The organism is Rhizobium sp. SVR5-9E, assembly GCF_056755095.1.
The window spans coordinates 1-14,110 of sequence record NZ_JBNDHS010000130.1 but is presented as its reverse complement, the minus strand read 5'-3'; the positions used below and the strand labels follow the sequence as shown (position 1 = coordinate 14,110).

Genomic DNA, 14,110 nt, shown 5'->3' with positions numbered 1-14,110 from the left:
GATACAGGAGACGCTATATATTTTGACTCTAGCGTTCCGCACAGTTACCGCCGCGAAGGCAAGGAAATTTCAACCGCGATTGTTGTGACCTCTTCATAAGCGGCCGTTGATTGAATCCATCTCCGCGCATTGCCAGCGTTGGTGGAGGAAGTCAGGTTCCAAATGGGGAGCTGAAGCCGTTGGCAAAAATCAGACCTTCGCCCCGTCAATGAACCTCGATGACGAGCTTACCGTTGGCTTTTCGGGTCTCCAGCAGTTCATGAGCGCTGGCGGCAGTGTCTAAGGTAAATCTTCTTGGATCGAGCCTCGGCGACACCTTTCCCGCTTCCACCAGCTTCGTCGCCTCGCGCATGATCTCGCCGTGATGCTCGCGTCCCTCGGCTGTTAGAAGGGGGATCAATGTGAATACGCCGGAGTAGGTTGCGGACTTGAATGACAGCGGAGCCAGGACGTGGGTTCCCCAGCCAAGACAGCTCACGACGTGACCGAACCGGCCAACGGCTTTGAAAGCGGTGTCCAGTCCCGGTCCGCCGACTGTGTCGTAGACCACATCGAAACCTTTTCCGCCGGAATGTTTCGCTACATAGCTTTCGACGTCATCTACCGCATAGTCGATCGGAGTCGCTCCGAGACCGCTGAGGTATTCAGCCTTGGGCGCTGAATCGACCGCGAACACCTTCGCCCCGAGAGCCACGCCGATCTGAACAGCGATGTGTCCAACGCCGCCACCAGCACCGAGCACGAGGAGGCTTTGACCTGCTCGTAGGTTGACACGGTCAACGAGACCTTCCCATGCGGTGATGAAGATAAGAGGGAGCGCGGCCGCTTCGCGCATTGACATGTTTGAGGGTTTTTTCGCCAGCAGGCGTTCGTCGACCGAAGCGTATTCGGCGAGAGACCCCTGGTTACCGCCGACGCCGCCGGTCATTCCGTAAACTTCGTCACCCGGCGAGAAGCGTGTGACGCCCTCTCCCACTTCAGCCACGACACCAGCCAAGTCGATCCCCAGTATGGCGGGAAAGCCCTGCTTCGCATGAGCCGCAGCTCCGGCCCGGATTTTCGTGTCGAGGGGATTGACGCCGCTTGCCTTCACACGGACAAGAACCTGGCCGCCTCCTGGTTTCGGGTGCGGGATGTCGGTTATCCTAAAGGGGGCGTTGGCGGCCTCTACGACCGCGGCTTTCATCGTCGGCATAATTCTGTCTCCTGAGAGGATTGTGTTCCGGGACAGTGCGCCAAGTTCAGAAGACTGGAAATCATATATATATTTAGAGGGAGGAGATCTTGCTTACGCGCAAGGTTGCAATCTGCGCCTGCGCCTCGCGCACTAATGGAACATATTATTTCCGCCGCGCTGGAAAAGAGTACCCTCTTCGGACGGCATCATCGCTCAAGCTGAGCGGCTGCGGTAATGGGGGCGAAAAGTGAACAGACTGCTCGACAAGGTCATCGCCGCGCATGGAGGCATGACGAACTGGAACAGTTGTCGAGTTGCGAATGCCACGGCGAGTATAAGAGGTCCGTTCTGCCAGGACGGTCCGCTCGGGACATCCCCACGAGTAACGGTCATCATTCACCGGAACAGGGTCATCGTTGAACCGCTTGGGTGCATTGACTGCCTAAGCGACCTCGACCGCAACCGACTGTCCGTTGTTCGAAAGGACGGCACGGCGGTTACAAGCCTCGAAGATGTCCGCCTCGTGCACCTGCAGTTCAAGCCACCCCTTGCCCCCCTGACGGGCGTCCTGATGACGTGCTCCACCGTGCGATCGCTGCTGACCTCGCCCTTCATGCTGGCGACTGGAGGGGTGGAAATAAGCGAACTCGTCCCATGGAACGAAGCAGGTCGTCAATGGCGGGTCCTGAGGGCGGAATTCCCTCCCGCACTTTCCACGCCTGCTCGTGTGCAGGATTACTTCTTCGACTCCGATTTCCTCCTGCGGCGGCACGACTATCACGTCGATGGAGGCTCGGGCATTACGGTATCCGAGCTTGTCACGGAATACGTCGATGTGCACGGCTTGAGGATGCCGACGACACTTACCGGATATCCGCGACGTCCCGACCTAACGCCCGACACGGCGCGCGAACTGATATCGATCGAGATCAGCAATCTCGTTTTTTCGTAGCTTGGCGTTTCCCGACCGGACGCTCTTGTGTATGAGGCCGATGACCGCAGCTGAGCCTGCCTGGCGAAGAAGGAAGTACCGATGAAAGACCTCACCCGCTGTGTCATGACACCCGAAGTCAACACGGAAGGCTTCAAGGCGCTGGCCGTCGGCGTCCATCGGGCGTCGACAATCGTTTTCGACAACGCCGAGCACTATGCGAACCGCGGAAATCGCGGTCCGGACGGATACAGTTACGGGCTCTACGGCACACCGACCACGCGAACCCTCGAGGCTAAGCTGACGGCGCTGGAGCAAGGGGTGAGAACGTTTCTTGTGCCCTCGGGGCAAGCCGCCAATACAATCGCGGTCCTGCCGTTCCTCAAGGCTGGGGATGGCATCTTGATAACCGACTCCGCCTATCCGCCGATGCGCGACTTCGCCAATACGGACCTCGCACGTTTCGGCGTGGAAGTGAGCTACTACAATCCTGTCGATCTCACCGACCTTGAAACCAGGATCAATGATCGAACGAAAATCGTCTGGTGCGAATCTCCAGGTTCCACGACAATGGAAGTACAGGACCTGCCGGAGATTGCCGCGATGGCACATCGTCACGGCGCACTGGTCGGCTGCGACAATACCTGGGCGACGCCGCTCAACTACAAGCCCCTCTCCCTCGGTGCCGACATCGTCACAGAAGGGCTGACCAAATATATCTCAGGCCACTCGGACCTGTTATTGGGATCGCTGACCGTTCGCGACGAGCAGCTTGTCGCTCCGATCCGGTCCACGCTCGGACGATTGGGTATCTCTGTTTCGCCGGACGACGCCTCGCTGGTGTTGAGAGGTATGGAGACCCTCGGCGTCCGTATGCGGCACGCTTGCGAAGTGGCGCTGTCTCTAATCGGAAGACTTCAAAAGTCAGAAATCGTCCAACGCGTGATACATCCCGCTTTACCATCCGATCCTGGAAATCCGATCTGGCGGCGCGACTTCATTGGTTCGTCTGCGGTTTTCGGTGTGGTCTTCGCACCTGGAGTAGCGGGACATGTTCCGCCATCGCTGGATGTCCTGAAGACTTTTGCAATCGGAGCGTCATGGGGCGGCACCAGGAGCCTCGTCGCGCCGATGCCGGTCAAAGCGCACCGATCTGCGACCAGCTGGCCCGGAGACGATCTGATCTTGCGGATAAGTGTCGGCCTGGAAGACCAGGGCGACCTTCTCGACGACATCGACGCGCTCCTAGCGGAAATTACGGCCCGCGCACGTGGTTAGCGTCGATGACGAAAACTGCCCGACCGACCCAATCGGCAAGCGGTAGAGATCGATGCCCTGGCGGCCCATGATTTGGGCCCGCCGGTCAACAAATGGTCGGCCTATTTGGATACCAGCGCATATGCGATGGTCGCCTCCGTCGGCAACCCAGCTTGGATTAGTCGTACCGGGGCTAGAGCCTGCACGACACCGTCGTACAGGCACGGCCAGCATATTTGGGGCGACGGGTGACGATGACGCGGAACTGCGCTGGAACCACATCCAATCGCTCGAACTCATCTTCGCCGATGCAAGCAGCCGCAGATAAGGCTTTCCGGCTCGATGATCTCCTCAATGCGCGGAAGGTGAGCAGGAAGAGAGCCACGATTAGCTGTCCGCGGCTTCGCATGTGGTTTACCCGAAGGGCTATCCGCCTCGTCTTCGGCATGGATCGCCTTTCCAGGTCCTCCAGTGCGATATCGAACTGCTCGGATCACCTTCTCGGATTTGCGACCGAAGGAGGCTTGCTTGAAAGCGGCGACAAGCTTCTCCAGCCGCTCGATCCGTTCATCCTTGCGGACTTCACGCGCTTGGGCCGCGATCAGCATCGCCTTCAGGGCAGCATTGTCGTCGGAGAGTCAGGCTTCGTGTTTGTCCTGTGTCTTAGCCTTAAAGGCATCCATCACGCGTGTGGAGTAGACAAGACCTGCCCCGGCGTTGACACCGATCGCAGTTCCGAGCGCCTCGGCGATTTCCTCTCGTGTCGCACCCGCTTTGAGCGCGGCCTCCGTATGGACGACGATGCAGCCGTCGCAGCGCAGGGAAACCGCGACAGCCAAGGCGATCAGCTCGTTGACCTTCGACCCGAGGAGGTCGGTTTTTCTGGCTGCTCCGCCGATCGCTTGATAACCGCGGATTACGTCCGGACTCAGGGCCGCCAGCTCGCCGACGCCGGCAAGCACCTGACTGTGATAGGCATTCCAGTCGATCATCGGCATAGGATGGCTCCGTGTTGCGGCGTCAAACGCCGTGGTAGACAAGACGTGCGAAAAAGTCGGGTGAGATAACGAATTGCCCCCACTTCGCGTCGAACGCCGCGGTCGGCTTGGCGGCGATCACCGCATCGACCGGCTTGCCCTCCGACTTGAGCTTGGCGACGTTCCCGCGGATATCGACGAGCATCGTTCGATAGTCGCTAAGCTCCGACTTCTTGCTGAGCGGCTGGCCGTGACCGGGGATGACAATTGTCTTCTCGCCGACGCGCGAGAGGATTTCCTCCACGGCCTTGATTTTGCCGTCGATGCCGCCGCCTGTGGAGTAATCGATGAACGGATAGATGCCGTTCCAGTAAAGGTCACCGGTATGAACGATGTCGGCTTCGCCGAACGCGACCGAGATGTCGCCGTCCGTATGGGCGTTCGGATGGTGTTTGAGCATCAGCGTCGACTTGTTCAATACCAGAGACATCTCGTCACCGACGGTCTCCGAGGGCACAGCCGCGAGAGGCGGCCGTGGAAATTCGAAGTCCCAGTCCTCGACCTTCTGCACCGTCATTAGGTGTGCTTTTGTGTTTTCATGGGCGAGGATCGCCGCTCCTTCGCCGTTCAGCCATTCGTTTCCGTCGGTATGATCGAAGTGCCAGTGGGTGTTTATGAGATGACGGACGGGCTGTTTGCCCAAGCCGGCCAAAGCATCGCGTATTCTGGGACGCGATGCGGTTATGCCCCCGTCGATCAGCACCTTGCCATCACCACCGGTCAGGACGGCTATGTTGCCGCCCGATCCCTCGAGGATCGACACGCCGGCTCTTGCCTTGTGGATTTTGATCGGTGCCTTCGCAGCTTCATCGCGGATCATGTCGACGATGCCCTGTGCCTTAGCAAAGACCTCAGGAGGGCTAAGCCAGCCTCCCGTGGCGGCAAAGGTCATGGCGGCCATGCAGCATAGGCAAAATCCGCGGCGTGAAATCTTGAAATCCTGGGTCATCGCATGTCCTTTGGCAAAGGCGGAGCGGCTCCAGGGAGCTTGGGATTCACCTGGAGCCGCTTGTCCGCCGAACGATCATGCCTGGAAAAATGCCAGCAGATCGGGGTTGATAATATCTGGATGGGTGCTGCACATTCCGTGCGGCAGGTCTTTGTAGACTTTCAGCGTGCCGTTCTTGAGCAGCTTGATCGAGAGGAGTGCGGCGTCCGCGATCGGAACGATCTGGTCGTCGTCGCCGTGCATCACGAGTACGGGGACATCGATTTTCTTGAGGTCCTCTGTGAAGTCCGTTTCAGAAAAGACCTTGATACATTCGTAATGTGCGACAGCGCCGCCGATCATTCCCTGCCGCCACCAGTTCTGGATCAAGCCCGGATAGACCTTTGCATCCTTCCTGTTAAAGCCGTAGAAGGGGCCGCTTGGGACGTCGAGATAGAATTGCGCGCGGTTGGCAGCGAGCTGGGCGCGCAGATCGTCGAACACTGAGATCGGCAGGCCGCCCGGATTACTGTCGGATTTCAACATGACTGGTGGGATCGCCGATATGATCACGGCCTTGGCGACCCTGCCCTTCCCATGCTGGGCGACATAGCGGGTAACTTCACCGCCTCCCGTCGAGTGACCGACGTGGATCGCATTCCTCAGGTCAAGTGCCTCCGCCAGCTCCGCGACGTCGGCGGCATATGTGTCCATATCGTTGCCGATGGCGGTCTGCGTCGAGCGACCATGTCCGCGCCTGTCGTGCGCGATCACTCTGTATCCCTTGCTTAGGAAGAAGAGCATCTGGTTGTCCCAGTCATCGGCGCTGAGCGGCCATCCGTGGTGGAAAACCACAGGCTGTCCCTTGCCCCAGTCCTTGTAGAAAATCTGCGTCCCGTCTTTCGTGGTGATCATGCCCATTTTCTTTTCCTCGGCTGATGGTTGGCTTGACTGTGCGCTTGCGGTCTGGACCGGAGCCAGTTCGGGAAATCCGAATAACGATGCTCCAAGGCCCCAGCGGCGGTTCCGAGCACGGTGCGGCGCGATATCGGAAGGTGTGTCGGCTTACCGGATGTCATGTGCCTCGATCCTTCTACCAACCATCGGAGGGCGAGGACCGTGAATCTTGACGGTCCGTCCATCACGTTTCGATTTCGGGGAGGATATGCAGCAGAGTCCGGTCGGCCAATCATATGTTTCCGTTAGTCTCGCGGTCCGTCTGGCTTGATCTTCGGGATCGAAGTATGGTTTCGGCAACTTCAGTGGCGTGGACCGGGAGAATGTCGTGAGGGGGATTGAAATACGGCAATACGCGCCTGCACTTGCTACGGGCTTCGCGGGAACTGCTTTGGGAGCATTCGAACAGGAACCCTATGGTGCACTGTTCATCGTCGTGGCCGCGCTTATGTTCATCGAACGCAGGCAGACTGCGGCAGCGGTTGCACTTTTGTTGATCGTCGGATGCGCCCTGATCCTGTTGGTTTACGAGGCGCGGACAGGCTCGATCACGCGACCCTTGGCGTTCCTTTTGTCGGGGATCGGCGCTTTCTGGCTGGTAAGCATCTGGCGGAAACGGGCAACTATCGACCAGAATCTCGTCGACGCGAGACTGATCGTGGAAAGCATGCCGGGGCTTGGCTGGGCGACCGACACCAAGGGAAATTTTGTCTACGTCAACCCGAGCGTCGTCGATTATGTCGGCAAGAGCACGGACGAGTTCAACGCCACCGGACGCACGGGCCTGGAGGCCGTGCATCCTGAAGATTCAGAGCGTGTGACTCAGGCTTGGCTCACCAGTATGAGGACGGGTACGCCCTTCGAGTCCGTCCATCGCATCAGGCGGGCCGATGGCGACTACAACTGGTTCCACGCATATGGACGCCCCCATCTGAATGAACGAGGTGATATTCAGGGATGGTATGGCACCACCATCGATGTCGACGAGAAACGGAGAGCCGAGCAACGGCTGGCCGACAGTGAGCGCCAGCTACGCACTCTCATCGATACCATGCCCGTGATGATATGGTGCGGAGCTCCCAACGGTGAGCCAATCTATCAGAATCCCAAACTACTGGAATATCTCGGCGCGACGACGGAGCAAATCAGGGACAACAATTTCGGGGTCGTTCATGCCGACGACATGGCTGGTTTCCAATCGACATGGGCCGATTGCGTCAAACAGAAGACGCCTCTCTCGCTGATCTGCCGCCTTCGGTTCAATGACGGGACATACCGTTGGAACAGGGTAACCGCGGCCCCGCTGCTCGGCGAGAACGGCGAGATAATCCAGTGGTACGGGACCAACGTCGACATCGAGGAACTTCACCAGACGCAAGAGGAACTGCGTTCTAACGCTGATCGGCTGAGATTGATGCTGGACACCCTACCCGCATTCGTCTGGTGCGCCAGCCCCGACGGCCAGCCAACCTACTTCAACGAGCCCTTGATGAAATATTCCGGGGTGACGCTGGAGGCCCTGCGAGGAGCCAACGGGTCGGGATTCGCTCCGATGATCAGCAACCTCGTCCATCCGGCCGACGCTCCGGCCCTCAAGAACCGTTTCGAGCAGTCATTCAAAACAGGCGAACCGATCGCTCTGAAATACCGCCACCGTCTGGCCGACGGCGGATATCACCTTGTCGACTGCAGAGCGCGTGTCCTCCGTGACTGCCAAAGCCGGCTAGTTCAGTGGTACGGCGTCATCGTCGATGTCGAGGACGAAACGCAAGCGCAGGCGCAGTTGCAAAAAGCGCAGCACCAGCTTGAGCTGGCCACACGCGCCGCAAGTCTGGCGGAGCTTTCTGCGTCCATCGCACATGAGATCAACCAGCCGCTGGTAGCCGTGGTCACCAACAGCGGCGCGACCGAAAAGTGGCTCGAGGCCACGCCTCCAAATTTCGAGCGCGCGAAGAAGAGCGCCAGGAAGGCCGCCGATGCGGCCAACGACGCCGCCGAAGTTATCACCAGGGTCAAGGCGCTGTTTCGCCAGTCCGGGGGAGCGATATCGCCGGGCAATCTCAATGCCGTCATCGAGGAGGCTTGCGTTCTACTTCGGGAGCGTATTGCAGCGTCGAGGTGCGATCTGCGGATAGAACTTCAAGACGACTTGCCCGAGGTGCTTTTCGACAGGGGCCTCATTCTGCAGCTGCTCGTAAACCTCATTCAGAACGCCCTCGATGCGATGGCGACCCTAAATGGGGCGGCCAGACTGCTGGAAATCCGAACGAAATTCGACGGCGGGAACGCGGTCGTAGACATTCGGGATAGCGGCATCGGATTGCACGATACCGAGAAGATATTCGAACCTTTCTACACCACGAAGCACAACGGCATGGGGATCGGCCTGTCGATTTGCCGGAGCATTGTCAGGGCACACGCCGGAGCCCTGTGGGCGGCTCCATCTGAGCCCTCGGGAACCGTGTTCCGTTTTTCCCTTCCTACAGCCGAAGGAGAACCCAATGTACAATGAAGATCACGCCGTTTTTGTCGTCGATGATGACAAGCGGGTCCGGGACGGCCTTTCCGACTTCCTGGAAGCCTGGCGAATGAACGTGTTGACGTTCGCGAGCGGACGCGAATATCTCGATGCACCCAAACCCGACACACCTTCCTGTCTTGTCCTCGACATTCGGCTTCCCGACGTCGACGGGTTCGAGCTTCAGGCGCAGCTGTCGGGCAACCCTCATCCGCCGATCATCTTCATAACGGGGCATGGGGATATTCCGATGACCGTGCGCGCCATGAAACTCGGCGCTGTCGATTTCCTTCCGAAACCGTTTAGGGAGCGAGACCTGCTCGCCTCGATCAAAACAGCTCTCGATCGCGACCGGGTGGCTCGGCAGGAACGCGCTGCGCTCCAGGACCTCCAGGCGAAGCTCGAATGTCTGTCCGCGAGGGAACGAGACGTTCTTCCGCTCGTTGTAAGTGGACTGATGAACAAGCAAGGCGCGGCCAAACTCGGCATCAGCGAGATCACGTTCCAGATTCACAGAGGAAACATGATGCGCAAGATGCACGCGGATTCTCTCGCCGACCTGGTGCGGATCGCCGGCAAACTCAGCATACCGATTACACATTCCCGACATGGAAATTAGTAAATGACAGCGCAGGCGAGCCATACCTTTGCAATCGTGGACGATGACAAGCGGGTCTTAGAGGGATTGCGGGAGCTTCTGGAGTCCGTGGGCTACGCGGCCAAAACCTATCGCTCTCCGTACTCCTTCCTGACCAGCGGCGACCTTACGGCGTTTGACTGCGTTATCACCGATATCAAAATGGACACCATGGACGGGTTCGAGCTGGAACAGGCGGTACGCGGCCAGGAACCCGGCATGGCCATGGTATTAATGACCGGACGCACCGACATCGAAGACAGGGGCTACGCTGGCGCTGACGACCGCCGGGTATTTATGCGCAAGCCGCTCAACAGCCAAGCCTTGTTGCAGGCAATTACGCGGCTTCTCGCATTCCGTCGCTAACTACAGAAATCTGGGCGGAGGTAGCGCCTAGACTCTTTCTGTATTCGCTGGGATTGCGCCCCATCACCTTTCTGAACGCCTTGGTGAAGGCAGCCTCGGACCGGTATCCGATCCGGCGCGCGATAACAGCAATCTTGTCGTCGTTGGCTTCTATCAGCCGGGCGGCTTGATAAATCCTCCATTCGGTCAGGTAGGCAAGCGGAGCTTGACCGACGACCTCCTTGAAACGGGCGGCGAAAGCGGATCGCGACATGCCCGCCTTCTGCGCCAGCCGATCGACGGTCCATGGCGTCTGGTGGGTGGCGTGCATCGCCTCGATCGCAAGCGCGAGGTTTCTGTCCGCGACCGCGGCCAGCCAACCTGTCTTTGAGGTCCCCCATTGCTCCGAATAGGCGCGGACTGCGTGAACGAAGAGCAGTTCGAACAGCCGTTTCACGACGGCGTCCGATCCGAGCCCCGGCGCATCCGCTTCCGCTGCCAGTAGCTCGAGTACCGCCTGGAACGCACGGCTTCGGTTCTGCTCGGACTTCAGATGGAGGAGCCCCGGCACCACATTGAGCAGCGGCCGGGCGTCCAGCCTGTCGATTTCGAAGAAGCCGCTGATGAATGTCGTCGTCGTGCCGCCACCGCCGAATTGAATCCGGTTGCCTTCCCTTAGCGCCTCGACATCAAGACAGTCATCGACACGCGAACGCTCGTGGTCGTAGACGCGGTATGGCTCGTCTCCGAACATAATGAAGACGTCGCCTGCTCGCAGTGCTACAGGGTGTGGGTTGTCCCGTGTCGTCAGTACCCCCGATCCCCGCACTACGAACACGAATTTTATCGAAGGGTCGCCGGTCGAGACGACGCCCCAAGGCGCTGTCGCGTCAAGCGTCGTGAACTTCGCCTTTCTGATCCGCATGGAAGAAAAGATGTCGCTCAAGGGGTCCAACTAAATGTTCCTATGATGGACGATCGAGCCAAAACTTGGGACGATCGAGACTGAAGGCTCTTGGTGTGCGTCGCTATATGGTGGCGCGAAAAGGAGATTCCAATTGCAGAAACGTCTCGCTCTAGCTGAAACCATTCGGACACTCAAAGCCCGGTACTGCCGTTACGTGGACACCCATCAGTGGGTCGAGTTCGCCGCGCTTTTCGCACGCAAACCAACCATCCGTTTCGTCGGAGAGGATGGCGTCCTCCTGGCGCAATTCGACGCCGCCGACGAGTTCGTTGCCGTCACGAAGGCGTATCTCTCAGGAGTGAAGTCGATCCATCAGGTCCATAACGACGAGATCGACATCGTGTCGGAAAGTGAGATCAGCGCCGTCTGGTCGATGGAAGACTACCTGATCTTCCCGGATGGAAAAGACGGCCGACCCGCATCCATGCACGGCTACGGGCACTATCACGAAACATGGCGGCTGGAAGACGGACAGTGGCGGTTGGCGCACCTGGAGCTTCGCCGCACTATCCTTGAAATCAAGCCGAAGGAGAACGCGGCATGACAGGCAATCCCATCAAAGTCGGCATCATCGGCGTACACCCGGACAAGGGTTGGGCAACGACTGCCCACATCCCGGCCCTGAAGGCGCTGCCGCAATTCCGCATCACGGCCGTCAGCCACAACAAGAAGGACATCGTGCAGGCGTCGGCGCTGAGGTTCGGGGTAGACAGAGGCCACGCATCGACCGACGAACTCGTGAATGACCCGAACGTCGACCTCGTGGTGGTGACGGTGAAGGTGCCGCATCATCTTGAGCTGGTGACAAAAGCCCTCGAGGCTGGCAAGGCGGTTTTCTCGGAGTGGCCACTGGGGATGAACCTGGCCGATGCCGAGAAAATGCTCGCTCTCTCAAAGACGAGGAACGCGTTCACGGCCATCGGGCTGCAGACGCGTTCCGTTCCTGCGGTCGGCTTCATCAGGGATTTGATCAAGGGCGGCTACGTCGGAGAGGTGTTGTCTTTGTCCGTCCTCGGCTCCGGTATTATTTGGGGCGAGGAGATCAACGAGAGCTATCTCTACACGCTTGATATGGCGAACGGAGCCTCGATGCTCCACGTGCCGTTTGCGCATACTCTCGACGCTACGCTCTTCGTGCTGGGGTCCGGACTTAAATGCGTTGGCGGAGCGCTTTCAAACAGCCGGTCGATGGTTCGCGTGGCGGAGACCGGGAAGCAGGTCCCGTTCACGGCACCCGACCAGATCGTGGTCAGCGGCCTGCTGGAGAATGGCGCTGCCCTGAGTGCTCACTTCCGCGGCGGCCTCTCGCGGGGAACCAACCTTCACATAGAGATCAACGGCACCAAGGGAGACCTGATCCTGACGAGCCCCGTCGGTTACGTCGGCTTGGGCGGGTTTACCGTGCGGGGTGCCCAGGGAGACGAGCAGATGCACGAGCTGGAGGTGCCGCAGACTTATGATACGCTCGGCATCGAGGGCGGATTCAGCCAGAGCGTCGGCATCGCGTATTCACGCATCGCATCGGACATGCTGGATGGCACCCACCTCTCCCCCACGTTTGAAGACGCCGTGAATCTGCACCGAGTGCTGGACATCATCGGATCGGGCCACGGAGAGCGTCGCGATGTCTGACAAAATGCGGGCTCTCGTGGTGACGCGCCCGGGCGGACCGGAGGTCCTTCAGGTTCGAGACGTAGCCCGCCCCGGGCTTCGCGACGAGCAAGACGTCATCGTTGAGGTAAAGGCGGCGGGCATCAACCCTGCCGACTGGCAAAACCGGAAAAATGGCGCGGTGTACGACATTGAGGGTGATGACACTGTTTTGCCGACAATCCTCGGGATCGACGGCGTCGGCATCGTAGTGGAAGCCGGCACGGCAGTCACCAATGTCCGGGCCGGCGATGAAGTCTGGTATGTGGACGGGGGCTATGCCGGCAACCCCGGTAGCTACGCCGAATATAAGGTGGTCCGTGGCGATTACGTGACGTTCAAGCCGGCCAGCATGGGCTTCGCAGAGGCGGCGGCGTTGCCTGTTGTCGGGCTGACAGCCTGGGAGGCTGTGTTCGATAAGGGGCAGGTCAGCAGTGGCGACCATGTCCTCGTCCACGGCGGCGCAGGCGGTCTCGGCCATATCGCGATACAATATCTCGCTTTGATCGGAGCCAAGATCGCGACGACCGTATCCAGCGAGACCAAGGCTGAACTCGTTCGAAGGCTCGGCGCTGAACTCAGCATCAACTACCGAACCCAGAACGTCGAGGAAGCACTGGAGCAGTGGAGAGGCGAGCCAGGCGCTAATGTAGTCTTCGACTTTGTCGGGCACGAGAACTTCGCCAGAAGCTTCGCCCATACAGCAGCCTACGGCACGCTCGTGAACACCGTCGTGTCGGCGTGGCCTGCCGAAGGTAACGGCCCTGCCGAATGGAAAAACCTCGATATCAGCTTCGTCAATATCGGACTGCCACAGATCAGCCGGAACCACGGCCATCGGCTTCGGCAGACGGCGATCTTGAAGGAAATCGCTGATCTCGCAGATCGCGGTCGGCTGAAACCGCACATCGACCGGGTGGTGTCCCTCCACGGCGTCGCCGAAGCGCAACGCGCGCTCGAAGCAGGCGAAACCCTCGGCCGCCCCGTATTGGTGCTGTGATGGAAGATGGGAACGCCTCAGCCCGCCCCCTCCGCGCCTCGCTTCATCACTAATCACAAGCCGCCGATCGAGAAGCGCGAGCCGCAGCGCGACATCCTGCTCGCCCTCGACCTCTCGCAGTCGATGGATACGCGCGACTTTGCCAAGCCCGACGGCACGAAGGTGGCCCCGCGTCGATGCGGTGCGCGCCTTGGTCTCAGACTTCGTGGCGAAGCGGAATGGCGATGGTATTGGTCTGATCGCGTTCGGCGACGCGATAGATCACGCCCCCGTCCGCATGCTGATGGACGGCATCGTGCCCGGCATGCCGGGCCCGCGGACCGCCATGGGAGACGATAAGGCGCTCTTTTCCTTGGAAAAGCGCGGATCACTCCGCGATATATAATTTCATTAGCGGCGCGCCAGATATAGTCTTTCGCTCTCCATATGCGGAGATCAGAGTTTTTTTCGTAGCCTAGCTTGTCGAAACTGGCGACTTCCACCAACAGCCCCCAAGATGATCGGCAAAAGATCCAGTGAAACCCCATGAGGGGTCCGGACGCGACAAGATTGGGACCCTTTAGCATTTCTGCACCTGCTTCGCGCAGCCTCTCTGCCGCCGCAAAGACGTCTTCTGACCTGCCACTGAGAATTTCCTCCAAAATGGATTAGAGTTCCGGCCTATTAAAGGACGGACGAATGAAGAAGCAGAGATTTACGGAAGAGC

At 59.2% G+C, this 14,110-nt stretch carries 16 protein-coding genes and 1 pseudogene; 10 read left to right on the top strand and 7 right to left on the bottom strand.

Annotation, left to right across the window (positions count from 1 at the left end; all coding sequences use genetic code 11):
* Window positions 1-99: cupin domain-containing protein (locus ACPYOJ_RS31580; RefSeq protein ID WP_481419767.1), on the top strand; the 99-nt coding region annotated here is incomplete at its 5' end.
* 106 nt (window positions 100-205) lie between these two features.
* On the opposite strand, the gene ACPYOJ_RS31575 is transcribed toward ACPYOJ_RS31580, so the two are convergent.
* The gene (locus ACPYOJ_RS31575; RefSeq protein WP_481419763.1) at window positions 206-1,195 is read right to left on the bottom strand and encodes a zinc-dependent alcohol dehydrogenase family protein; all 990 of its coding nucleotides are present in this window, start codon (window positions 1,193-1,195) and stop codon (window positions 206-208) included.
* A 229-nt stretch (window positions 1,196-1,424) separates the two neighbouring features.
* Here ACPYOJ_RS31575 and ACPYOJ_RS31570 point away from each other — a divergent pair, with 229 nt between their 5' ends.
* Both ACPYOJ_RS31570 and ACPYOJ_RS31565 read left to right on the top strand, forming a co-directional pair.
* Complete coding sequence (locus tag ACPYOJ_RS31570; RefSeq protein WP_481419762.1) at window positions 1,425-2,129, top strand: hypothetical protein; 705 nt, start codon at window positions 1,425-1,427, stop codon at window positions 2,127-2,129.
* Window positions 2,130-2,210: 81 nt separating this feature from the next.
* Window positions 2,211-3,386, top strand: a complete 1,176-nt coding sequence (locus ACPYOJ_RS31565) for a trans-sulfuration enzyme family protein (protein WP_481419761.1) — start codon at window positions 2,211-2,213, stop codon at window positions 3,384-3,386.
* Between the two features lie 172 nt (window positions 3,387-3,558).
* Here ACPYOJ_RS31565 and ACPYOJ_RS31560 read toward each other — a convergent pair whose 3' ends face one another.
* From ACPYOJ_RS31560 to ACPYOJ_RS31540, 5 genes are all read right to left on the bottom strand, one after another.
* Window positions 3,559-3,645, bottom strand: a complete 87-nt coding sequence (locus ACPYOJ_RS31560) for a hypothetical protein (RefSeq protein ID WP_481419766.1) — start codon at window positions 3,643-3,645, stop codon at window positions 3,559-3,561.
* Between the two features lie 16 nt (window positions 3,646-3,661).
* Window positions 3,662-3,973, bottom strand: coding sequence for a transposase domain-containing protein (locus ACPYOJ_RS31555; protein ID WP_481419760.1), 312 nt, complete (start codon window positions 3,971-3,973; stop codon window positions 3,662-3,664).
* Between the two features lie 30 nt (window positions 3,974-4,003).
* The gene (locus ACPYOJ_RS31550) at window positions 4,004-4,363 is read right to left on the bottom strand and encodes a carboxymuconolactone decarboxylase family protein (RefSeq protein WP_481419759.1); all 360 of its coding nucleotides are present in this window, start codon (window positions 4,361-4,363) and stop codon (window positions 4,004-4,006) included.
* A 22-nt stretch (window positions 4,364-4,385) separates the two neighbouring features.
* Complete coding sequence (locus ACPYOJ_RS31545) at window positions 4,386-5,303, bottom strand: MBL fold metallo-hydrolase (RefSeq protein WP_481419765.1); 918 nt, start codon at window positions 5,301-5,303, stop codon at window positions 4,386-4,388.
* A gap of 123 nt (window positions 5,304-5,426) precedes the next feature.
* Window positions 5,427-6,251, bottom strand: coding sequence for an alpha/beta fold hydrolase (locus ACPYOJ_RS31540; protein ID WP_481419758.1), 825 nt, complete (start codon window positions 6,249-6,251; stop codon window positions 5,427-5,429).
* A 484-nt stretch (window positions 6,252-6,735) separates the two neighbouring features.
* Here ACPYOJ_RS31540 and ACPYOJ_RS31535 point away from each other — a divergent pair, with 484 nt between their 5' ends.
* The 3 genes from ACPYOJ_RS31535 to ACPYOJ_RS31525 are packed head-to-tail and all read left to right on the top strand — an operon-like array spanning window position 6,736 to window position 9,808.
* The gene (locus ACPYOJ_RS31535; RefSeq protein WP_481419764.1) at window positions 6,736-8,799 is read left to right on the top strand and encodes a PAS domain-containing protein; all 2,064 of its coding nucleotides are present in this window, start codon (window positions 6,736-6,738) and stop codon (window positions 8,797-8,799) included.
* Window positions 8,789-9,424, top strand: a complete 636-nt coding sequence (locus ACPYOJ_RS31530; protein WP_168834193.1) for a response regulator transcription factor — start codon at window positions 8,789-8,791, stop codon at window positions 9,422-9,424. Before ACPYOJ_RS31535 ends, ACPYOJ_RS31530 begins: the two co-directional genes overlap by 11 nt.
* A gap of 3 nt (window positions 9,425-9,427) precedes the next feature.
* Window positions 9,428-9,808, top strand: coding sequence for a response regulator transcription factor (locus tag ACPYOJ_RS31525; protein ID WP_481419757.1), 381 nt, complete (start codon window positions 9,428-9,430; stop codon window positions 9,806-9,808).
* Here the strand turns inward: ACPYOJ_RS31525 and ACPYOJ_RS31520 are convergent.
* On the bottom strand, window positions 9,780-10,742 hold the full coding sequence (locus ACPYOJ_RS31520; protein WP_481419756.1) for an AraC family transcriptional regulator: 963 nt from the start codon (window positions 10,740-10,742) through the stop codon (window positions 9,780-9,782). The two genes, ACPYOJ_RS31525 and ACPYOJ_RS31520, sit on opposite strands and share 29 nt — an antisense overlap.
* Window positions 10,743-10,845: 103 nt before the next feature.
* Here ACPYOJ_RS31520 and ACPYOJ_RS31515 point away from each other — a divergent pair, with 103 nt between their 5' ends.
* From ACPYOJ_RS31515 to ACPYOJ_RS31500, 4 genes and pseudogenes are all read left to right on the top strand, one after another.
* On the top strand, window positions 10,846-11,298 hold the full coding sequence (locus ACPYOJ_RS31515) for a nuclear transport factor 2 family protein (protein ID WP_481419755.1): 453 nt from the start codon (window positions 10,846-10,848) through the stop codon (window positions 11,296-11,298).
* Entirely contained in the window at window positions 11,295-12,386 is a 1,092-nt protein-coding gene (locus tag ACPYOJ_RS31510; RefSeq protein ID WP_481419754.1) for a Gfo/Idh/MocA family protein, read from the top strand. Before ACPYOJ_RS31515 ends, ACPYOJ_RS31510 begins: the two co-directional genes overlap by 4 nt.
* Window positions 12,379-13,404: a zinc-binding dehydrogenase gene (locus ACPYOJ_RS31505; protein WP_481419753.1), complete on the top strand. Its 1,026-nt coding sequence runs from the start codon at window positions 12,379-12,381 to the stop codon at window positions 13,402-13,404. Before ACPYOJ_RS31510 ends, ACPYOJ_RS31505 begins: the two co-directional genes overlap by 8 nt.
* Window positions 13,405-13,428: 24 nt before the next feature.
* Window positions 13,429-13,738, top strand: a pseudogene (locus ACPYOJ_RS31500) (vWA domain-containing protein); the annotation flags it as partial.
* Window positions 13,739-14,110 lie beyond the last annotated feature (372 nt).